At 61.5% G+C, this 19,608-nt stretch carries 21 protein-coding genes and 1 pseudogene; 12 read left to right on the top strand and 10 right to left on the bottom strand.

Annotated elements, in window-relative coordinates; all coding sequences use genetic code 11:
- Positions 1–66 precede the first annotated feature (66 nt).
- Positions 67–789, bottom strand: coding sequence for a tellurite resistance TerB family protein (locus tag B7L09_RS29805; protein WP_094471815.1), 723 nt, complete (start codon positions 787–789; stop codon positions 67–69).
- Positions 790–1,186: 397 nt separating this feature from the next.
- Here B7L09_RS29805 and pcsA point away from each other — a divergent pair, with 397 nt between their 5' ends.
- From pcsA to B7L09_RS29785, 4 genes are all read left to right on the top strand, one after another.
- On the top strand, positions 1,187–1,909 hold the full coding sequence (gene pcsA, locus B7L09_RS29800; protein ID WP_094471814.1) for a phosphatidylcholine synthase: 723 nt from the start codon (positions 1,187–1,189) through the stop codon (positions 1,907–1,909).
- A gap of 6 nt (positions 1,910–1,915) precedes the next feature.
- Positions 1,916–2,302 carry a DUF488 domain-containing protein gene (locus tag B7L09_RS29795; RefSeq protein WP_094471813.1) on the top strand — a complete coding sequence of 129 codons (387 nt, stop codon included), beginning with the start codon at positions 1,916–1,918 and terminating at the stop codon, positions 2,300–2,302.
- Between the two features lie 130 nt (positions 2,303–2,432).
- Positions 2,433–2,891, top strand: a complete 459-nt coding sequence (locus B7L09_RS29790) for a GNAT family N-acetyltransferase (RefSeq protein WP_094471812.1) — start codon at positions 2,433–2,435, stop codon at positions 2,889–2,891.
- A 91-nt stretch (positions 2,892–2,982) separates the two neighbouring features.
- Entirely contained in the window at positions 2,983–3,909 is a 927-nt protein-coding gene (locus B7L09_RS29785; RefSeq protein WP_094471811.1) for a universal stress protein, read from the top strand.
- Positions 3,910–4,041: 132 nt separating this feature from the next.
- On the opposite strand, the gene B7L09_RS29780 is transcribed toward B7L09_RS29785, so the two are convergent.
- Entirely contained in the window at positions 4,042–4,854 is an 813-nt protein-coding gene (locus B7L09_RS29780; RefSeq protein WP_094471810.1) for a class I SAM-dependent methyltransferase, read from the bottom strand.
- Positions 4,855–4,891: 37 nt separating this feature from the next.
- The gene (locus B7L09_RS29775; RefSeq protein ID WP_094471809.1) at positions 4,892–5,161 is read right to left on the bottom strand and encodes a DUF4242 domain-containing protein; all 270 of its coding nucleotides are present in this window, start codon (positions 5,159–5,161) and stop codon (positions 4,892–4,894) included.
- A 183-nt stretch (positions 5,162–5,344) separates the two neighbouring features.
- On the opposite strand from B7L09_RS29775, the gene B7L09_RS29770 reads away from it, so the two are divergent.
- A complete protein-coding gene (locus B7L09_RS29770; protein WP_094471808.1) occupies positions 5,345–6,337 on the top strand; it encodes an AraC family transcriptional regulator in 993 nt (330 codons plus the stop codon).
- A gap of 9 nt (positions 6,338–6,346) precedes the next feature.
- Here B7L09_RS29770 and B7L09_RS29765 read toward each other — a convergent pair whose 3' ends face one another.
- The 3 genes from B7L09_RS29765 to B7L09_RS29755 all read right to left on the bottom strand — a co-directional run bounded on the left by B7L09_RS29765 (position 6,347) and on the right by B7L09_RS29755 (position 8,256).
- Positions 6,347–7,555, bottom strand: coding sequence for a cytochrome c biogenesis protein DipZ (locus B7L09_RS29765; RefSeq protein WP_094471807.1), 1,209 nt, complete (start codon positions 7,553–7,555; stop codon positions 6,347–6,349).
- A gap of 172 nt (positions 7,556–7,727) precedes the next feature.
- A complete protein-coding gene (locus B7L09_RS29760; RefSeq protein ID WP_094471806.1) occupies positions 7,728–7,940 on the bottom strand; it encodes a hypothetical protein in 213 nt (70 codons plus the stop codon).
- Positions 7,941–7,989: 49 nt separating this feature from the next.
- A complete protein-coding gene (locus B7L09_RS29755) occupies positions 7,990–8,256 on the bottom strand; it encodes a DUF2790 domain-containing protein (protein WP_094471805.1) in 267 nt (88 codons plus the stop codon).
- 306 nt (positions 8,257–8,562) lie between these two features.
- On the opposite strand from B7L09_RS29755, the gene B7L09_RS29745 reads away from it, so the two are divergent.
- The 5 genes from B7L09_RS29745 (at position 8,563) to B7L09_RS29725 (ending at position 12,877) form a co-directional block, all read left to right on the top strand.
- Positions 8,563–9,303, top strand: a complete 741-nt coding sequence (locus B7L09_RS29745) for a response regulator (protein WP_094471803.1) — start codon at positions 8,563–8,565, stop codon at positions 9,301–9,303.
- A complete protein-coding gene (locus B7L09_RS29740; protein ID WP_094471802.1) occupies positions 9,300–10,610 on the top strand; it encodes a sensor histidine kinase in 1,311 nt (436 codons plus the stop codon). Before B7L09_RS29745 ends, B7L09_RS29740 begins: the two co-directional genes overlap by 4 nt.
- Positions 10,611–10,714: 104 nt before the next feature.
- Positions 10,715–11,347 carry a CDP-alcohol phosphatidyltransferase family protein gene (locus B7L09_RS29735; protein ID WP_094471801.1) on the top strand — a complete coding sequence of 211 codons (633 nt, stop codon included), beginning with the start codon at positions 10,715–10,717 and terminating at the stop codon, positions 11,345–11,347.
- Positions 11,334–11,933: a lysophospholipid acyltransferase family protein gene (locus tag B7L09_RS29730; protein WP_094471800.1), complete on the top strand. Its 600-nt coding sequence runs from the start codon at positions 11,334–11,336 to the stop codon at positions 11,931–11,933. The genes B7L09_RS29735 and B7L09_RS29730 overlap by 14 nt, the downstream gene beginning before the upstream one ends.
- Complete coding sequence (locus B7L09_RS29725) at positions 11,930–12,877, top strand: phosphatidate cytidylyltransferase (protein WP_094471799.1); 948 nt, start codon at positions 11,930–11,932, stop codon at positions 12,875–12,877. The genes B7L09_RS29730 and B7L09_RS29725 overlap by 4 nt, the downstream gene beginning before the upstream one ends.
- Before the next feature lie 141 nt (positions 12,878–13,018).
- Here the strand turns inward: B7L09_RS29725 and B7L09_RS29720 are convergent.
- The 3 genes and pseudogenes from B7L09_RS29720 to B7L09_RS29710 form a co-directional block, all read right to left on the bottom strand.
- Positions 13,019–13,759: pseudogene (locus tag B7L09_RS29720) on the bottom strand (HvfC family RiPP maturation protein); the annotation flags it as partial.
- Positions 13,752–14,591, bottom strand: coding sequence for an HvfB family MNIO-type RiPP peptide maturase (locus B7L09_RS29715; protein WP_094471798.1), 840 nt, complete (start codon positions 14,589–14,591; stop codon positions 13,752–13,754). The gene B7L09_RS29715 and the pseudogene B7L09_RS29720, both read right to left, overlap by 8 nt.
- A 144-nt stretch (positions 14,592–14,735) precedes the next feature.
- Positions 14,736–16,070 (bottom strand): acetamidase/formamidase family protein, encoded by a 1,335-nt coding sequence (locus B7L09_RS29710; protein ID WP_094471797.1) that lies wholly within the window; start codon positions 16,068–16,070, stop codon positions 14,736–14,738.
- A gap of 488 nt (positions 16,071–16,558) precedes the next feature.
- On the opposite strand from B7L09_RS29710, the gene B7L09_RS29705 reads away from it, so the two are divergent.
- A complete protein-coding gene (locus B7L09_RS29705; RefSeq protein ID WP_094471796.1) occupies positions 16,559–17,605 on the top strand; it encodes a class I SAM-dependent methyltransferase in 1,047 nt (348 codons plus the stop codon).
- A gap of 89 nt (positions 17,606–17,694) precedes the next feature.
- Positions 17,695–18,537 (top strand): NAD-dependent protein deacetylase, encoded by an 843-nt coding sequence (locus B7L09_RS29700; protein ID WP_094471795.1) that lies wholly within the window; start codon positions 17,695–17,697, stop codon positions 18,535–18,537.
- A 116-nt stretch (positions 18,538–18,653) separates the two neighbouring features.
- On the opposite strand, the gene B7L09_RS29695 is transcribed toward B7L09_RS29700, so the two are convergent.
- Entirely contained in the window at positions 18,654–19,556 is a 903-nt protein-coding gene (locus B7L09_RS29695; RefSeq protein ID WP_094471794.1) for a LysR family transcriptional regulator, read from the bottom strand.
- Positions 19,557–19,608 lie beyond the last annotated feature (52 nt).

The following is a 19,608-nucleotide window of genomic DNA, read 5'->3' as shown; positions in this document are numbered from 1 at the left end:
CCACTGTGGGAACTAGCCTGCTAGCGAAGGCGGCCTGAAAGACAACGCGATGTTTGCGGGCACACCTTACGCCGCGCCACCCTTGGCCTGCTGCTCCAGATGCACTTGCAGTTCAGGATCAATCTTCAGAGCCGCCGCCAGCTCATCCAGATAGGTGCGCTCGGCATCCTGCTGATCGTCCACCAGCATCACGCTGGCCAGGTACATTTCCGCCGCCATGCCGGGATCCGATGCCGATTGCGCCACATCCGCAGCATCCAGTGGCCGGGCAACTTCGTCATCCAGCCATTGCTGCAATTGCGGGTCATCGGTGTGGCGGCCGATTTCGGTGCTGATCATCTGCTTCTCCGACTCGTCGATCCGGCCATCGGCCTTGGCCGCCGCAATCAACGCGCGCAGGATCGCATGACTGTGGTCCTCCACTTCCGGGCCCGATAACAAGTCGACCGTGCGCGGTGCCTGTTGCGGCGCAGCTGCCTGACTGCGTTGCCACGCCTGATACGCCTGGAATGCCATCATCCCCAGTGACGCCAGGGCCGCATAGTTGGTGCCGCCACCCGAACGGGTCCGGGTCGCGCCGCCCATGGGTGAGCCGCCGCCGAGCAGGCCACCGAGCAAGCCACCCAATCCGCCGCCGCCCATGGCTGAACCGCCGCCACCGCCCAACAGGCCGCCAAGCAACCCGCCCAGACCGCCGCCAATGCCGCCTTGGGCGGATGCGCCACCCTGTTGCGCCCCGGAGCCCTGGCCGGCCCGCAGGAGTTGTTCGAGCAAATCGCTGGTGTTCATGACGACGTCCTCACTAAAGGGAAGTGATCCAGTCAGGCAACAATAGTCCTCGCTAGCAAATGTGCCATTACCGTTTAGCCTGTGGCGAGGGCGCTTGCTCCCGTCTGAGTGCGTAGCACTCACAAAAATCGGCATGGTAGGCACATTTTTGGGGCTGCTACGCAGCCCAGCGGGAGCAAGCTCCCTCGCCACAAAAGCGGAGTGCCTGATGCACAGTATTTAAGTGAACAGCATTGCGGATTAATCCGAAGTATTTCTCGGCGGCCCAGCTAAGATTTACTGACGGTGAACCTTATTCCCGGATTTCCGGTCGATACCTGCAACCGAACCGGTTTGCCGCCGCCCTTGATAACGAGGGTGATGACTGGCTTGCTTCATCTTTCTGGAGAACGCCCCCGTGATATCCACCCTACACATCGCCAGGCTCAAAGCATGGGGCGCCCATGGTTTTACCGCCACCGGCGTGGTCACTGCCTTCCTCGCCACCCTCGCCTTGCTGGAAAACCAGGCCACCAACTGCCTGCTGTGGCTGGGCGTGGCCCTGATCGTCGATGGGCTGGACGGTGCCTTGGCACGCAAGGTTAATGTGCAGTCGGTGCTGCCGAGTTTCGATGGATCGATTCTCGATCTGGTGATCGACTACCTGACGTATGTGTTCATCCCCGCGCTGTTCATCTATCGCTACATCCCCTTGCCGGACTACACGCTGCTGCTGACCGTGTCGCTGATTCTGGTTTCGTCGCTGTTTTGCTTCTGCAACGTCAACATGAAAAGCAAAGACAATTACTTCCAGGGTTTTCCCGCCGCCTGGAACGTCGTGGCCCTGTGCCTGTACATCATCGCCCCGTCGCCGTGGATTACCTTCCTGACCGTCATTGGCCTGGCCTTGCTGACCGTGACCCGAATGAAGTTCCTGCACCCGTTCCGTGTGCGCAAGTTCATGCCGATCAACATTGCCGTGACCGCCATCTGGCTGCTGTGCAGCTTGTCGCTGGTGGTCAACCATCCGGTCATCAACCCGATGGTCATGGGGCTTTGGTTGCTGATGTCGGCTTACTTCCTGGGGATCTGCATCTGGCGCACCGCCATGGAGTGGTTCGACGGATCGCGCCACAAGTAACGCGGCATGGCCATCCATATCGTTCGACTCGGCTCGCCGCGCCTGCCTGATGAAGGGCTGCGGATCGGCACGGTACGCCGCCCCCCTCGCGGTGTACCGAAGGCCGAGTTCGCCCGTCGGGACTTTTATGATGTGTGGCAGCCGCTGCTGTCGCCGAGTGCGGAATTGGTGGCCGAAGCCAAGGCGGCCGAGGATGAAAAAGCCTGGGAGGCGTTCAGGCGCAAGTTCAAGGCTGAAATGAACCATCCGGCGCCCAATCAGTTGCTGGATCTGCTGGCCGCCCTCTCCCATCAAACCGCGCTGGCGGTTGGCTGTTATTGCGAGGATGAAGCGCATTGCCATCGTTCGGTATTGCGGGAGCTGCTGGCAGCACGCGGCGCACAGATCGCCTAGATCCCTGTGGGAGCTAACCTGCTAGCGATGACTGCTTTCCAGCCGATGTAGATGTCGACTGACACTCAGCCATCGCGAGCCGGCTCGCTCCCACAGGGGGATTGGATGTTCAAAGGACTGAGGTAGCACTATGAAACCGCAAGTACGGCCCGCCACCGCAGCTGACGCGTCCGCCATCAGCCAGGTCATCATCCAGTCGCTGCGCCAGTCCAACGCCCTGGATTACTCCCCCGACATCATCGCGCAGGTGGCAAAGAGCTTTTCCACCGAGTCCATTCGCACGTTGCTGACCCAACGCCAGGTCTTCGTCGCGACGATTGATCACCGCATAGTCGCCACGGCCAGCCTTGATCGCGATGTGGTGCGCAGCGTGTTTGTCGAACCCGCTCAACAAGGGCGCGGCCTCGGGAGGCAATTGATGGCCACGATCGAGTCCATCGCCACCGAAGCGAAAATCGAAATATTGCGCGTCCCCTCCTCCATCACCGCAGAAGCCTTCTACTTCAAGCTGGGCTTTCGAAAAGTCCGCGACGAATTCCACGGTGCCGAGCGCACGATCATCATGGAACGGCCACTGACCTCCCTCTGACTGCCACGCCCACCCAACCTTCGCCGGACTGACGGACGGGAGGTCGATCATGGTCAATACTTAGGGGATTGAATGACGCGGGAGGTTCGACATGTCTGGTCAGTCACGCTTCATGCTGGTCGCCTCGCCACTGATGGAACACAGCCCCGCCTTCGACAGGGCGGCGGCGCTGGCCAAGGCCGAAGACGCGGCGTTGCACATCGTGGCGTTCGATTACCTGGAAGGCCTGGCCACCGCCAGTCTGGTCAACGAAAAGGCCCTCGAACAGATGCGACTGGGCTACGTCGACCGACACCGTCAGTGGCTCGAAGAACAGGCCCGTCCGCTGCGCAAGATCGGTGTGCACGTCACCACCGAGGTGGCGTGGGTCGAACGCCCGCTGGAAGAAATCCTGATTCACCTCAAAGAGCAGCCGATGGACGTGCTGATCAAGGCACTGGAGCACGAATCGCTGCTGTCGCGACTGATGTTTACCCCGCTCGACGTGCATTTGCTGCGTGAATGCCCGGTGCCGCTGCATTTTGTCAGCCATGCGGTTCACGCCCTGCCACGCAAGGTCGTCGCGGCGGTCGATCCTTTCCATCGCGATGATCACTACAAAACCTTCAATGACCGGATCCTGCACGAAGCGTCGAAACTGGCGAGTGCCTGTAATGCTGAGCTGGACGTGGTGTACGCCTACGACCTTTCCTCCATCAGCGCAGACGAGTTCGGCTTTGACAACGGCTCGGCGTTTTTCAGTTCCGGCAAGGCCAAGACCCTGTTCGACTGCCAGGAAGACGCCTTCAACGAATTGGCCGAGCGCAACGGCATCGCGCCCGAGCAGCGGCACATGATCATGGGCAACCCGGCCAAGGTCCTGACCCGCTATGCCGACGCCTACGACGTCGACGTGATTGTCATGGGCCGGGTCGGCCATCGCGGTCTGGGCCGGTTGATCGGTAGCACGGTGGAGCACCTGCTGTACAAAATGCCCTGCAGTGTGTGGGTGGTGTACACCGAGCGGGTGGATGAGTAACCGTCTCAAATACACCACAATTCCTGTGGGAGCGGGCTTGCCCGCGATAGCGGACTATCAGTCGACATTTGGATCGGCAGGTAGCCAGCCATCGCGGGCAAGCCCGCTCCCACAGGGTTTTGTGGTGTCTGGTCAGCGCCGGGTGATGACAACCTCCAGGTATTCACTCGGCACCACCACCGATTTCTCTCCCGCCCTGTTCATCCGGTTGATCAGCTCAGTCAGGTCGCTTTCAAAAGCCTTCGCGCCGTCGGGAGGCAGCGCTGCGAAGGCCTTGTGAAGCGGGCCGTACCAGTTGCGGAAAATATCGATGAAATGGGCCGCCGAGCGATAGCGGAAGTTGAAGGTCCGCCGCGTCACCTGCACCTGGAAATCGCGCTCATCGAAGTGCGTGTGCAACCAGGCTTCGGTTCCCCAGTTTGAAGGCGGTTCTGCGCCAGCCGGTGGCGGCAGGTGCTTGCCCAGGGTCTTGAACATCTGGCCGACAAAACCTTCAGGCGTCCAGTTGGCCAGGCCGATGCGACCGCCGGGGCGGCACACTCTGGCCAGTTCTGAAGCCGCTTTGGCCTGGTCCGGCGTGAACATCACACCGAAGGTCGAGAGCACGGCATCGAAGCTGGCGTCCTCGAACGGCAGTGCCTCGGCGTCGGCGACCTGGAAGGTCACCTCCAGACGCTCGGCCCGGGCCCGGTCTTCGCCACGTTCAAGCAGTGCGGCCACGTAGTCGGTCGATGTGACATTACAGCCACGGCGTGCGGCGGCGAGCGTCGCATTGCCGTTGCCGGCGGCCACGTCCAGCACAAGCTCGTCGCAGAGCAAGTCACAGGCTTCGGCCAGTTGCTCGCCGACGATCTGCAGGGTGGTGCCGATCACGGCGTAGTCGCCGCTGGCCCAAGAAGCCATCTGACGGTTTTTCAGGGCAGTGAGATCAAGGGGGGTACTCATTAAATCTGCTCCGTAAGGATTGGAACGCAGGCCCGGCTTACTCCGCCGTGGTCGGATCAATGATGTTCGTGACCTGGGAAATGCGGTTGGCCGGGAAACCGCTCTGCCTGGCGTGCTCCTGAATCAGCGCTTCGCTCGGCGAGATGTACACGCAGTACAGCTTGTCGCCCGTGACATAACTCTGCAGCCACTGCACCTCCGGCAAATCGCGCAGCGCCCGGCAGGACTTTTGCGAAGCCGCTTTCAAATCCCTTTCTGACAGTGTTCCAGCACCTGGGATCTCGCGTTCTATGACGAACTTTGGCATGGCAACCTCTCATTCTTGTTATTGATGACAGGGTCGGCAGTGGCCCTGTAGGCAAACTATCGCTCCGGCGCGGGCCGGCGTCCTGCCCGATCGTCGGGCAACACTGCCCGATCGTCCGGAGAATTCACGTTACGCGGCAACGCGCTCACAATCAGAAAGCCCTCAGCCGCACGGGAAGCCACCATGGACGCCCTGTCCCAAACCCTGCGCGTCGTCCGCCTGGTCGGTGCGATCTTCATCAATGCCAGGTTCACGGCGCCCTGGTGCTATCAGTCGCCCAGCGCCGACACGGCCGCCCCCTTTCTGGAGCCCGGTGCCGAGCGGGTGGTGATCTTTCACCTGATTACCGAAGGCGAGTGCTATGTCGAGATGGGAAACGACTCGCCGCTGCGCCTGACCGCCGGCGATGTGGTGGTATTCCCTCAGGGCGACGCCCATCGCATGAGCTCGCAACCGGGGCTGACGCCGGTCACGGGCAAGCGACTGGACGTAGTGCTGGCGCGCCGTCCCCGGCAACTGAGTTACGGCGGTGGCGGCGCGGTCACACGTCTGGTGTGCGGTTATCTGGCCTGCGATACGCGGTTGGCGGGCATGTTGCTGACGGGGTTGCCGGCGGTGGTCCGGGTCAATGTGCGCGGCTCGAATGCCGGAATCTGGCTGGAATCTTCAGTCCGTTACGCGCTGGCCGAAGCACGCTCGCCCAGGCCCGGCGGCGAAGGTGTGTTGGCGAAACTGGCCGAGGTGTTGTTCATCGAAGTACTGCGCCTGTACATGAACGAGCACGCTGAAGGCCGGACCGGTTGGCTGGCCGGCGTGGGCGACCGGATTGTCGGTGCTGCCCTGAATGCGCTGCACAAAAAACCCTGTCACGCCTGGACCCTGGATGAACTGGCGCGGACGGCCGGCACCTCAAGGTCGGTGTTGGCAGAACGCTTTGCGCAGTTGGTGGGGAGTTCGCCGATGCAGTACCTGACGCAGTGGCGGATGCTGCTGGCGGCGAACCTGTTACGCAGCAGTAACCGTTCGTTGATGTGGATTGCCGAAGAGGTGGGTTACCAGACCGACACGGCCTTCAGCCGGGCCTTTCGTCGAGAGTACGGCGCGCCACCGGCGGCGTGGCGGCGCAATCAGGAGAAAAAGCCAATGGCCCACGGCGCGCAGCCTGTGAGCCATTGATGTCGAGGGTTACGCGGAAGGTGCCTTGGCCTCTTCCAGCAGTTGCTGAATCATCTTTTCCTGAGTTTCGTAGGCGCCTTCACCAAAGTGGGTGTAACGCACCTGGCCCTTGGCGTCGATCAAGTAGTGAGCGGGCCAGTACTGGTTGTCGAAGGCGCGCCAGATCGCGTAGTTGTTGTCGATGGCCACCGGGTAGGTGATGCCGAGCTTTTTCACCTGGTCCTTAACGTTATCGATGATGCGCTCGTAACCGTACTCAGGGGTGTGGACGCCGACGACCACCAAGCCATCCTTCTCGTATTTCTTCGCCCAGTCCTTCACATACGGCAGGGTGTGCTGGCAGTTGATGCAGTCGTAGGTCCAGAAGTCCACCAGCACCACTTTGCCTTTGAGCGAATCATTGCTCAGCGCTGGCGAGTTCAGCCATTGGACGGCACCGGACAGCGACGGCATGGCGCCTTGGGCGTTGTCCATGGAGTCGGCCTTGACCTTGCTGACGAAGTAGTCGACGACTTTCGGCACGCTTTCCAGCACACCTTTCTCGAGGCTGCTGACGCCTTCGGACGAGGTGCCGGCCAGCAGTGTCCGGTCGGCACCGGTGGAAATCACCGCCACGGTGGCCAGCACGGCAACACCGGCACCACGACGCAGCCAACCGGTGACCGGGATCGACGCTTTCAAGCGATTGACCAGGCCGCGACCGGCAAAGATCAAGGTGCCCAGGGACAGCGCGCTGCCCAAGCCGTAGGCCAGCAGCAACAGGCTGGTCTGTGCGTTTGCACCCTGGAGCATGGCGCCGGTGAGAATCACCCCAAGGATCGGCCCGGCACACGGTGCCCAGAGCAGACCGGTGGCGACGCCGATCATGACCGAACCCAGCGGGCCGGACATTTTGCGGGTGTCGGGATCAAGGCGATTGCCCAGCGCCACGAAGGGACGCGCCATCCAGTCACCGACACGGGCGGAAATCAGCGACAGGGCGAACAGCCCCATCACGATCAGGGCGACGTGGCGACCGGTGTTGTTGGCTTGCACCACCCATTCGCTGCTGACCACGGCCAGGCTGGAGATCAGGGCAAAGGTCAGGACCATGCCGCCGAGGGTGAGCAGGATGGATGAACGGGTGCGTTTGACACCGGCGAACAGGAACGGCACGACCGGGAGGATGCAGGGGCTGAGGACGGTCAATATGCCGCCCAGGAAAGCGATGAGAAACATGGGATCACCTAAACATGTGAGGGGGTGGCGATTCACACCAATTCCCTGTGGGAGCGGGCTTGCCCGCGATGGCAGTCTGTCAGTCACATTGATGTTGGATGTGCTGGCGTCATCGCGGGCAAGCCCGCTCCCACAGGGGGACGGTGGTGCTTGTGGGGAAGTTAGCCAGGCTTCAAGCCGTCTGGTTATCCAGCTGCTGCCCCTGCGGCGTGCGGCTCGAGCCGTCCTGTGCGAGGAAGGCATGACCGCCCTGCTCTGCCACTGGCGTCAGCTGGAAGCAGGTCGCGGTGCCACAGCTTTTCTGTTCAACAGCGGCGTTGGCATGGGCAGCCGCGCCAGCTACGGAGAAAGCAACAGCGGTCAAAAAGCGGGTGACGTTGTTCATGGTGTTCTTCCTGTTTCAAAGGGGGGTTGGCAATCGGTCAGCGAAGGACTCAGTTGTCCGAATTGCAGCCGTCGGCAAATTTGCGGTAATCCAGCACCTGGGTTTTGTGCTGGGAGTCCAGGTAGGTCAGCTGGGCATTCACAACCCCGCAGGAAGGCGTGGCGTCCTCTTTCAACGACACCACTTTCTTGATGTCCAGGTGGGTGCCGTAGGTGTAGGTTTTAGCGCTGACATCGGCGGCTTCGGCACGGGCCGACAAGGTGCAGATGTTCAGGGCGGCAAACAGGCAAGCGGCGTAGATGGCTTTGGTGTTCATGACGGTTTCCTCAAGGCTTCAATGGGTAGGTCGTTCAATTGAGCCGAGGCGGTTTGGGTTGCCTCGATGGAACCCATTAGATGCTCGCGAGGTATCTCGTCTGTGTCGAAAACAGCCGCGTGTAAATCGGTACGTATCAAAGCCGGCCCCTGATACAGAGCGATACAAAACCCCTGGAAAATCGTATTTTTGCGTTCGCGTGTATCCGCCGCTACGCCAGATACACTGCAATACAAAGGGCTGCGGGCGAGCGGGCCAAGGCTCGATAGACTGCGCAACATCCCCCATTGATAGAGGCTTGGCCCCATGGAACACGTCGATCACATTCTCATCGTGGACGATGACCGCGAGATCCGGGAACTGGTAGGTAACTACCTGAAGAAGAACGGCCTGCGCACCACGGTCGTCGCCGATGGACGCCAGATGCGCAGCTTCCTTGAGTCCACGCCGGTGGACCTGATCGTGCTCGACATCATGATGCCGGGCGACGACGGCCTGATGCTCTGCCGCGAGTTGCGCGCCGGCAAACACAAGGCTACGCCGGTGCTGATGCTCACCGCGCGTAACGATGAAACCGATCGCATCATCGGCCTGGAAATGGGTGCCGATGATTACCTGGTCAAACCCTTCGCCGCCCGTGAACTGCTCGCGCGAATCAACGCCGTGCTGCGCCGCACGCGGATGCTGCCGCCCAACCTGGTGGTCACCGAAAGCGGTCGCCTGCTGGCGTTCGGGCGTTGGCGCCTGGACACCTCCGCCCGGCACTTGCTGGATGAAGACGGCACCATGGTCGCGCTCAGCGGCGCGGAATACCGATTGCTGCGGGTGTTCCTCGATCACCCGCAGCGCGTGCTCAACCGCGACCAATTGCTCAACCTGACCCAGGGCCGCGACGCCGATTTGTTCGACCGCTCCATTGACCTGTTGGTCAGCCGTCTGCGCCAACGCCTGCTGGATGATGCCCGCGAACCGGCCTATATCAAGACCGTGCGCAGCGAAGGCTATGTGTTTTCCCTGGCAGTTGAAGTACTCGGTGCGCCGTCATGAACCTCACCCTTCGTTGGCCCCGTACCCTGGCCTCGCGACTCTCGCTGATCTTTCTGATCGGCCTGATCCTCGCTCAGGCGCTGTCCTTCGGCGCGCAGTATTACGAGCGGTACGAAAGCGCAAAAAACACCATGCTCGGTAACCTGGAAACCGACGTCTCGACCTCCATCGCCATCCTCGACCGCTTGCCGGCCGAAGAACGCATGAGCTGGCTGCAACAACTGAACCGCCGCAACTACCGTTATTTGCTCGACGAAGGTTCACCGGGCGTGGCCATGCGCGATACACCCATCGCGGTGACTTCGATCAAGGACGCCATCGGCAAGGATTACCCGATGACCGTGACGGACATTCCCGGCGAGCAGAAGCATTTTCAGGTGCACCTGAAACTGGCGGACGGCAGCCCCGTGACCATCGACGTCAGGCCATCGATGGTGCCGTTGTCGCCGTGGTTGCCCATCGTCCTGCTGGGCCAGTTGGCGCTGATGATTCTCTGCACCTGGCTGGCCGTGCGAATCGCCATCCGCCCCCTCACCCGCCTTGCCGAGGCGGTGGACAACCTTGACCCCAACACCCACGCGGTGCTCCTGGACGAAAAAGGCCCGACAGAAGTCGCCCATGCCGCCATCGCCTTCAATTCNATGCAGGCACGCATCGCCGCNTACCTGAAGGAGCGCATGCAACTGCTGGCGGCGATTTCCCACGACCTGCAAACACCGATTACCCGCATGAAACTGCGCGCCGAATTTATGCAAGACTCCAGCGAGAAAGACAAACTGTGGAGCGACCTCAGTGAGATGGAACACCTGGTGCGCGAAGGCGTGGCCTATGCCCGCAGCGTTCACGGCGCCACGGAAGAGAGCCGCCGCACCGACCTTGATTCATTCCTCGACAGCCTGGTGTTTGACTATCAGGACGTGGGCAAGGACGTGCAACTGGGTGGCAAAAGTGCTGCGGTGATTGACACCCGGCCGCATGCCCTGCGGCGGGTGCTGGTGAACCTGACGGATAACGCTCTGAAGTTCGCCGGGGCCGCTGAATTGTGTGTGGAAGCGAAAAACGGCCTGCTCTCGGTGAAGGTCATGGATCGCGGACCGGGCATTGCCGAAGAGGAACTGGCCCACGTGATGGAACCGTTTTATCGGGTAGAGAATTCGCGCAACCGCAGCACCGGCGGAACCGGTCTGGGCTTGGCGATAGCGCAGCAATTGGCGTTGGCGATCGGGGGATCGTTGACGTTGAGTAATCGTGAAGGCGGCGGGTTGTGTGCGGAGTTGAAGTTGCCGGTTCGACCTGCCAGTCAGTAAACAGACACAAAGGCGCAGGAAAGCCTTTATATTGTCGGGCACCGTCGCGCAACGCGCGCTGCGGCGCACCCGATAGCAACCGACACTTATATGGATATTGGCAAATGGATGACAACCGAAGGCCCATCAAGACGCGCTCTGCGGGCTGGGCGAAATACATCACCGACCTTCTGGTAAAACGAGACATCTCCCCCAATCAGATCTCCGTCGCCAGCATCGCCTTCGCGCTCGCCGGGGCGGTAGCACTGAATGTTGATAACGGCCTTGTCGGCTCGCTCCTCTGCGCCGTCGGCATTCAGCTGCGCCTGCTGTGCAACCTCTTCGACGGGATGGTGGCGATCGAGGGCGGCAAGAAATCCGACATCGGCAGCCTCTACAATGAATTCCCCGACCGCATTGCCGACAGCCTGCTGATCGTCGCGCTGGGGTGTGCCATCGGGTATGCCGATCTTGGCTGGTTTGCGGCGCTGGCCGCGGCACTGACGGCGTATGTCAGGGTGTTTGGTGGCTCGATTGGCCTGAAGCAAAGCTTCATGGGCCCCATGGCCAAGCAGCATCGAATGGCCGTAATGACCGCAGGACTTCTGTTGAATGCCGTCGAGGCCACCGTTTACGGCACTCACTACATTCTTTTGATCGCGCTGGTCATCATCGCGGCCGGATCCGCCGCGACCTGCGTCACGCGAACCCTGGCCATCTCGCGCCAGCTCAAGGGGAATCACCATGTGGATCAGTAACGCGCTGATTTCTGTTCTTCGATTCCTCATCGGCGTCACGGCCCGATGGGAAAGCCCGCCGGACCTGACGCGCCAGCGCATCTATTTCGCCAATCACTCCAGCCACATGGACACCCTGGCAATCATCGCCGCCCTGCCACCGGAAGCCCGAGTGAACGTGAAACCGGTCGCGGCCGCTGACTACTGGGGCAAAAACCGGTTTCTGTCGTACATCTCGCAGAAAGGCCTGAATGCGGTGCTGATCGAGCGTAACCCGGCGCCCGGCGTCAACGTGCTGGAGCCGATTTTCGACGTGGTGCGGGCCGGCCATTCGATCATCATCTTTCCGGAAGGCACCCGCGGCAGCCAGGCGTTGCCCGGTCCGTTCAAATCGGGGCTGTACCGCTTGGCCGAGGCATTTCCCGAGGTTGACCTGGTGCCGATCTACCTGGAAAACCTGCATCGCTCGATGCCAAAAGGCAAACACGTCCCGCTGCCCATCATCTGCACGATCCGTATCGGCGACCCGCTGCAACGGATCAGTGGCGAGGAAAAACAGGTGTTTCTGGATCGGGCGCGTGAAGCGATTGTGAGGTTGTCGGAATGAATCTTGATGAAAAGTTTTTGTGGTTCTTCGGCGCCATCGCCGGCCTGTTGGCCGTAGCTTCGATCATCGGCCGGATACTGGCCAGGCGTGCGACAACGGAAGGCTCGATCTCGACCATCGAAAACCTCAACCAGCGGGTGAATGCCTGGTGGGGCATGGTCATCATCTTCTTCGTGTCCTACCTGCTGGGCGGCAACGCGACGGTCATTCTGTTCGGCTTCATTTCACTGTTCGCCCTCAGGGAGTTCATCACCCTGACGCCGACCCGGCCGGGCGACCATAACGCGCTGTTTTCGGCGTTCTTCATTCTGATCCCGCTGCAATACGTACTGATTGGCACGCATTGGTATTCGTTGTTCACACTGTTGATTCCGGTGTACGCCTTCCTGCTGTTGCCGGCGATTGCGGTGCTGAGTCAGGACACGGACGCGTTTCTGGAGCGGGCGGCCAAGATCCAGTGGGGGGTGATGATTTGCGTCTACTGCATCAGCCACGCGCCGGCCTTGTTGCTGCTGGACCTGGAAGGTTTCCAGGGGCAGAACGCGCTGTTGCTGTTCTACCTGGTGTTTGTCGTGCAGTTGAGTGACGTGTTGCAGTACGTGTTCGGCAAACTCTTCGGCAAGCACAAGGTTGCGCCGTTGGTGAGTCCGTCGAAAACCGTGGAAGGACTGGTCGGTGGCGGCCTGTCGGCCACGCTGATTGGCGGGTGCATGTTCTGGATGACCCCGTTCAGTTTCTGGCAGTCGCTGCTGATGTCGCTGGTGATCGTGGTGATGGGTTTTCTGGGTGGGCTGGTCATGTCAGCGATCAAACGCAGCCTGAGCGCGAAGGATTGGGGAACCATGATCAAAGGTCATGGCGGCATGCTGGATCGGATGGATTCGATCTGTTTCGCGGCACCGATCTTCTTTCACCTGACCCGGTATTTCTTCTCCGCGCCATAAACACTGATAAGCCCTGTGGGAGCGANCGTTCCCACGCTCTGCGTGGGAATGCAGCCCGGGACGCTCTGCGTCCCATTGGAACGCGGAGCGTCCCTTGAGGCATTCCCACGCAGAGCGTGGGAACAATCTCGCTGACATANCCACCCTTTCCCCGTGCATTTGCTGCAACAACGCGGTGCCACTTGTCATGAATTCGGGCGATCCAGCGGCCCCCGCTTCCACCGCCAGCCCTCCCAGCTGCGCCTGCCCATCCAGCTCGGGAAATTCCTCGATCCGCTGCAACAACCGCCACGCCAACGGGCTCAGCTCGGAAAATTTCACACTCCAGTCCTCGGCCCGGCGCACCAACAATAATGTGGGTTGAGGCGGTGCAATGTCCGGCTGATGATCCGGTCCTACTAACTGCACCGGCCAGGCATAGGCCAACGGCCAGGCCAGCGGCGACACCTGCAACGGTCGCTCCAGGATCAACGCCACATCACTCGGCGCCAACGGCTCGGCCTCGGACTGCTGCAACGCCATCTCGACCCATTCGTAATGCGCCAGCTCCACCATGAACGGCGGCCACTCACGCTCACTCAACGCCTGCGGTCCGGAGGCCAGGAACTCGACAAACTCCTGGGCGATTTCGCCGAACTTCGGGGTACGCGCGCGGTAGTCCCGCAGGAAAATCCGTACCAGCGAACGCCAGCGCTCATCACCGAGAATCTTGATCAGCACCGGAAAGGTCCCGCTGAGCAACAACGACAGGTTGGAAAAAATCAGGTCGCGGTAAACCTGTGCCCGGGCCACATCCATCCCGGCCGGAGGCGCGCAATGATCGGGATCTCGCAGGTACAGGCCCAGTGTGGATTGCTGTTGATGCAGCGAGGGCTTATCCACGGTTCACCCCCTCAGCCTGCAAGCGGCGAATGGTCTGCAATTCCGCCACCAGTTCAGAGAACGCCGGGAAGTTGAAATCCCGCTCTAGCAATGTCGGTTGTGCGCCAAACCGGGCGTAGGCCTGGGCCAGCAACGACCAGACCACCGGTTTCACCGACGCGCCATGGGTGTCGATTTTCAACGTATCGGACTCATCGAAATGCCCGGCCACGTGCATCGCCACCACCCGCCCCGAATCGATGCCCGCCAGAAAGGTCTGCGGATCGAACCCGTGATTGATCGAGTTGACGTAGACATTGTTGACGTCCAGCAGCAGGTCGCAATCGGCTTCACGCAGGACCGCGTTGGTGAAGGTCACTTCGTCCATGTCCTGCTGGGGCGCGGCGTAGTAGGACACGTTTTCCACCGCCAGACGCCGACCGAGAATGTCCTGGGCCTGGCGAATTCGCGCAGCCACGTGATGCACCGCTTCTTCGGTAAACGGCAGCGGCAACAGGTCGTACAGGTGACCGTCATCGCTGCAATAACTCAGGTGCTCGCTGTACAGCGGCACGCTGTATTGATCGAGAAACACACGGACTTCCTGGAGAAACCCGACGTCCAGCGGCGCCGGCCCGCCCAATGACAGGGACAAGCCGTGGCAGGACAACGGAAAGCGCTCGGCCAGGGTTCGTAACGCATGACCATGGGCGCCGCCGATGCCGATCCAGTTCTCCGGCGCGACTTCCAGAAAGTCGAAATCGCCGGTACGGGCGGCCAGGAGGTCCTTCATTAAACCGCGACGCAGGCCAAGCCCGACGGTCGCTTTGGCTGAGGTGATGGGGGTCTGCATGATATCGGTCTCAAGGGTTGCCAGTACGGAATCACAGTTAACCCAAGCGCTGTATCGGGGTTGTGTTCCGGTCCGGCAGTAATTCGCAGCGGTTGTATCGCCGGCGGGTCTGTACACACTTTGGTACAGACCCTTCGGCAGTTGTTACGCCAGGTCGTATTTCTCGCGCACCAGGTGGCCGATGCCGATGCGATCGAGCACGTTCATCGGGCACAGGAAGGTCACGCGAACGGTGCCCGGCAAACGGCTGATGTCGATCGAGCCGGTGATGGTCGCGCGGTTGAGCACTTCGTCATACGGCAGGCCGGTGACCGAAGCGGCGCGTTTCAAGCCGTTCTCGACGGCGACGTTGAGATTCTCACCGCTGCCGATAAAAGTGATCGGGCCACTCTGTTCGATTTCGTGCTGGCCCCAGCGCTCGCCCAGTTCGCGGACTTTTTGCCGTTGTTCGGCATTCATGGGCCGGGCCATCGGCGGCAGATCGTCGAGGTTTTGCAGGAGGATCGGCCCGTCCAGCGTCAGGTTTTTCACCACTTGCACCACCACTTCGGTTTCCCCGGAGCAATCGGTGGCGTGCCCGGCGATCTCGCCGTTGCCCTGCTGGGCATGCATGTCGCCCATGTACACACCGGCCCCCGGCACTTTCACCGGGCAGATCAATACGCAGCCTTCGCGGATCGAGTTGGTGTCCATGTGGCCGTCAGTCTTGGCCGCGTGCAGCTCTTCGCGGGTCATGCCGAAACGGTGCGGTGCATTGATCAGGTATTGGCCGAAGTCGGCGCAGTTGTGCGAGTCGGGCAAGTCACGGGACGGCGTGGTGCCGATGTTGCCGAGGAACGGGCGCATGTGCGCGGCAACGCCGGGGATGTCGGCACGGGCCAGGGACAGGATCGAATGCTGGGCGGCGAATTCCGGCAGCGCCGACATTTCAGAGGCATTGCCGGCCAGTCGGTTGGCGACGTCCTGATTGACGGTCAGGCTGACTTGGTTCTGCGCATCGAACACGATCACGTAGCCATGGCTGAAGCGAAACGCGCTGACCTCGGCGCCGCAGTTGTTACAGCGAATCGACTCCTCGCCAATGCCTTCGACATGGCTGGCCGGGTGGTCGGTGCCGCACTTGGAGCAGAATTTGGCGACGAACGGGTCGCCGTTGTAGCGCCCCTCAACGAAGCTCATGACCCCGGACGATGTCGCCAGCGAGGTGACGCGCATGCTCTTGATCTTGATTGCCACCGCATCGCCGACTTCCGCCCCGGCAATGGACACCGGTTGCGTCACTTCGTGGCCGCCCTCGAAGGCGGGCGTGATCATCGGGCCCCAGCAACCCGGCGGTGTGCCGGTGATCAGGGTGCCGCCGTCGGCCAGAGGGCCGAGCATCGGCTGGCTGGGGCCAATGAGGCCGTTGGTGTACTGATCGACGCGCAGGTGGTTGACGGGAGCGGATTTCAGGTCGGTTTCAGGCAGGAGCGTGGTCATTATTGTTCCCTTCACGGAGTCACGAGCAAAGACGGCCGCCTGTTGCGACGACCCTGAAAAGTGCCTCGACAGCCCCGGGTTTCGGGCGCTGGGTAGCCTTTACAGTTCATCGCAGGTTTGTATCTGGTCTGTGTTCGGAGGGCGCCGCGAATGAAGTGGAATGTATCGGGACGGCGGTTGGATACAGTGCGATACACACCGCCAATCCCCCTGTGGAAGCTGGCTATGTGGGCTTTCGTCGCTCCAGGCCGCGGCGCACGGGGCTGACACTCCGACTTGATACAGTGCGATACACACCGCCAATCCCCCTGTGGAAGCTGGCTATGTGGGCTTTCGTCGCTCCAGGCCGCGGCGCACGGGGCTAGGACTAAACTTATTGCACGCAGGACGGGCTTATCGTCCTGTTCATTCCCACGACCACCGCCCAGAGGTGTACGCCTCGATAAACAAGGCCTCTGGACCGTGATCCTGCTGAAGGAGCACACGTGATGGACGAGGCCCGACTCAATGATTTCATGGGCAAACTGGTGAACGACATGGGTGGCGCGGCGATGCTCGCCAACGTCATCCTCGGCGAAGAGCTCGGCCTGTACCGGGCCATGGCCGACAGTCAGCCGATCACCCCTGAAGCACTCGCCGACAAGACCGGCTGCAACCCCCGCCTGCTGCGCGAATGGCTCAGCGCCCACGCCGCTTCCGGTTACATGGAACACGAGGGCGGTCAGTTTCGCCTGCCGGAAGAGCAAGCCCTGGCGCTGGCGATCGAAGACTCGCCGGTCTATATCGCCGGCGGTATCGGGGTGGTCGCGTCGTTTTTCCATGACAAGGACAAACTGGTCAACGCCATGCGCGGCAACGGCGCCCTGGCCTGGGGCGATCACCATCCGTGCATGTTCAGCGGCACGGAGCGGTTCTTCCGGCCCGGATACAAAGCGCACCTGATCGCCGAGTGGCTGCCGGCCCTGGACGGCGTGGTCGCCAAACTGCAGGCGGGCGCCAAAGTCGCGGACATCGGCTGTGGCCACGGTGCCTCCACGGTGATCATGGCCCAGGCGTTCCCGGACTCGCGGTTCGTCGGCTTCGACTACCACGCACCATCCGTCACCGTCGCGACCCAACGCGCTGAAGAAGGCGGCGTTTCCGGGCGCGCGCGGTTCTTTCAGGGCACCGCGAAAAGTTTCCCCGGCGACGACTATGACCTGGTCTGCTATTTCGACTGCCTGCACGACATGGGTGACCCGGTGGGCGCGGCAAAACACGCGTATGACGCATTGAAACCGGACGGCACGGTGCTTCTGGTGGAACCGTTCGCCAACGACTCGCTCGACGATAACGTCACTCCGGTTGGGCGGTTGTTCTACGCTGCGTCGACTTTCATTTGCACACCGAACTCGCTGTCCCAGGAAGTCGGTCTGGGGCTCGGCGCCCAGGCGGGTGAGGCGCGGCTGCGCAAGGTGTTTACCGAGGCGGGATTCAAGACTTTCCGGCGGGCCACGGAAACGCCGTTCAACCTGATTCTGGAGGCGCGCAAATAAGTGTCGGATCAGCACCCGGACAGACCGTCTGCCCGGGTGATCGGCAAGTGCTACCCTGCAAACACTCAAGGCCCTCTGGAGTGTTGAAGATGCTTGACCGTCCCACCCACGAACAACTCGACCGACTCCAGCGATTAATGGCCGAGCAGCCGTTCATGGTCCTGACCGGCGCCGGCATCAGTACCCCGTCGGGCATTCCGGACTACCGAGACAACCAGGGCGTGCGGCGTGGCCGGCAACCGATGATGTATCAGGAGTTCCTGTCGGCCCCGGAATCACGGCGCCGCTATTGGGCGCGGGCGATGCTCGGCTGGCCGCGCGTGCGCCAGGCTCAGCCGAACGTGGCCCACGAAGCCCTGGCCAGTCTGCAAAGCAGCCGGCAGATCAGCGGGCTGATCACCCAGAACGTCGACACCTTGCACGATCAGGCCGGCAGCCATGATGTGATCGAACTCCACGGCAGCCTCCACCGGGTGCTGTGCCTGGACTGCGGGCAGCGCAGCGAGCGGGATTCGATCCAGCAACTGATGGAAGCGCAGAACCCCTATCTGGCCGGGGTCGATGCGGTGCAGGCGCCGGATGGCGACACGCTGCTGGATCCGGCGTTCGAGGCGCGGTTCCAGGTGCCGCACTGCCCGCATTGCGCGGGTGAGCGGATGAAACCGGACGTGGTGTTTTTTGGCGAGAACGTCGCGCAGGTGACGGCCGCCAAAGCCATGGCGGCGGTGGAACAGGCGGCGGGATTGTTGGTGGTGGGCTCTTCGTTGATGGCGTATTCGGCGTTTCGCCTGTGCCGGGTGGTGGCGGATCAGGGCAAACCGTTGATTGCGATCAATTTGGGCAAGACCCGGGCGGATGACCTCCTGGAGATGAAGATTGAGGCGTCGTGCGAACAGCTTTTGCCTTTGCTAGCCCAGCGTCTCTCCCCCTGATCACCGCCGCTCCCACAGGGNCGAAGCTTGCTCGCGATGGCGTAGGGTCAGTTGATAGCTCTGTTGAAGGTCCCGGCCTCTTCGCGGGCAAGCCAAGCGCCTACCGGGTCTTGTGTTCATCCTGAGGACAATCGCTCGCCCAGGTTTTCGGTTTTGAGGATATCGAACAACGCCTGCGCTGCCGCCGACAGTTCAACCCCAGGCTTGGTCAGCACCCCGATCGCCCGTTCCACCACCGGGTCGCGCAAGGTAATGCACCGTGCGCCCAACTCGCGCATTTGCCCGGCGCACAACGCCGGCACGGCGCTGACACCCAATCCGCTGGCGACCATTCGTCCGACTGTCGCCAATTGATGGCTTTCAAACTCCACCGGCAACTTCATGCCCCGGGCCTGCAAGTGTTCCTCGAGCATCACCCGCACCGTCGACGGACGCTGCAAGGTAATGAACGGTTCCTTGAGCAAGGTCTGCCAATCAATGTCGTGCTGTTGCGCCAAGGGAGAATCGTTCGGCACCACGGCAACGAAACGGTCCATATACAACGGTGTGAATTCCAGCGATGAACTCTGTGTGGGTTCAAACGCCACGCCCAGCTCCACCTGCCGGTCGCGCACCATTTCCAGCACTTGCTCGTTGATCACGTCGTTCACCGTGACGTTGACCTTGGGATAACGGGCGCGAAAGGTCTTGAGAATCGGCGGCAGCAGATTGCCGGCAAACGACGGCATCGCCGCCAGGGTCACGCGTCCGCGCTGNAGGGTGAAGCGCTGGCGCAGCTCGTCCTCGGCGTTGTCCCAATCCGCAATCAAGCGCCGCGCAAGGGGTAACAACGATTCACCTTCAGGCGTGAGCGCCACATTGCGCGTGTTGCGGGTGAATAGCCGGCCGCCCAGCCCCTCCTCCAGGGCCTTGATAGTCAGGCTCANNGCCGATTGGGAAAGGTGCAGGCGCTCGCAGGCAGCGGCGAAACTCAGGCTCTGGGCCACGGCCAGGAATGCACGGATCTGCTTGACTGTCATGGGCGCTGGCTCCAACGTATTACAGATAAGTGATTAGTGAGTTTTATCTATC

It is taken from the genome of Pseudomonas mandelii, from assembly GCF_002251635.1.
In the GTDB taxonomy this organism is placed as follows: Bacteria; Pseudomonadota; Gammaproteobacteria; order Pseudomonadales; family Pseudomonadaceae; genus Aquipseudomonas; species Aquipseudomonas mandelii_B.
Note: the sequence above shows the minus strand (reverse complement) of the source record. Positions and strands in the feature narration are given on the sequence as shown.

Bases quoted from the DNA above. Each gene is read 5' to 3' on its own strand.
- B7L09_RS29705 (WP_094471796.1), top strand. From the start codon at position 16,559: ATGGACGAGGCCCGACTCAATGATTTCATGGGCAAACTGGTGAACGAC.
- B7L09_RS29755 (WP_094471805.1), bottom strand. From the start codon at position 8,256: ATGAACACCAAAGCCATCTACGCCGCTTGCCTGTTTGCCGCCCTGAAC.
- B7L09_RS29775 (WP_094471809.1), bottom strand. From the start codon at position 5,161: ATGCCAAAGTTCGTCATAGAACGCGAGATCCCAGGTGCTGGAACACTG.
- B7L09_RS29745 (WP_094471803.1), top strand. From the start codon at position 8,563: ATGGAACACGTCGATCACATTCTCATCGTGGACGATGACCGCGAGATC.
- B7L09_RS29760 (WP_094471806.1), bottom strand. From the start codon at position 7,940: ATGAACAACGTCACCCGCTTTTTGACCGCTGTTGCTTTCTCCGTAGCT.
- B7L09_RS29715 (WP_094471798.1), bottom strand. From the start codon at position 14,591: ATGCAGACCCCCATCACCTCAGCCAAAGCGACCGTCGGGCTTGGCCTG.
- B7L09_RS29725 (WP_094471799.1), top strand. From the start codon at position 11,930: ATGAATCTTGATGAAAAGTTTTTGTGGTTCTTCGGCGCCATCGCCGGC.
- B7L09_RS29735 (WP_094471801.1), top strand. From the start codon at position 10,715: ATGGATGACAACCGAAGGCCCATCAAGACGCGCTCTGCGGGCTGGGCG.
- B7L09_RS29805 (WP_094471815.1), bottom strand. From the start codon at position 789: ATGAACACCAGCGATTTGCTCGAACAACTCCTGCGGGCCGGCCAGGGC.
- B7L09_RS29795 (WP_094471813.1), top strand. From the start codon at position 1,916: ATGGCCATCCATATCGTTCGACTCGGCTCGCCGCGCCTGCCTGATGAA.
- B7L09_RS29790 (WP_094471812.1), top strand. From the start codon at position 2,433: ATGAAACCGCAAGTACGGCCCGCCACCGCAGCTGACGCGTCCGCCATC.
- B7L09_RS29770 (WP_094471808.1), top strand. From the start codon at position 5,345: ATGGACGCCCTGTCCCAAACCCTGCGCGTCGTCCGCCTGGTCGGTGCG.
- B7L09_RS29700 (WP_094471795.1), top strand. From the start codon at position 17,695: ATGCTTGACCGTCCCACCCACGAACAACTCGACCGACTCCAGCGATTA.
- B7L09_RS29710 (WP_094471797.1), bottom strand. From the start codon at position 16,070: ATGACCACGCTCCTGCCTGAAACCGACCTGAAATCCGCTCCCGTCAAC.
- B7L09_RS29730 (WP_094471800.1), top strand. From the start codon at position 11,334: ATGTGGATCAGTAACGCGCTGATTTCTGTTCTTCGATTCCTCATCGGC.
- B7L09_RS29765 (WP_094471807.1), bottom strand. From the start codon at position 7,555: ATGTTTCTCATCGCTTTCCTGGGCGGCATATTGACCGTCCTCAGCCCC.
- B7L09_RS29785 (WP_094471811.1), top strand. From the start codon at position 2,983: ATGTCTGGTCAGTCACGCTTCATGCTGGTCGCCTCGCCACTGATGGAA.
- B7L09_RS29780 (WP_094471810.1), bottom strand. From the start codon at position 4,854: ATGAGTACCCCCCTTGATCTCACTGCCCTGAAAAACCGTCAGATGGCT.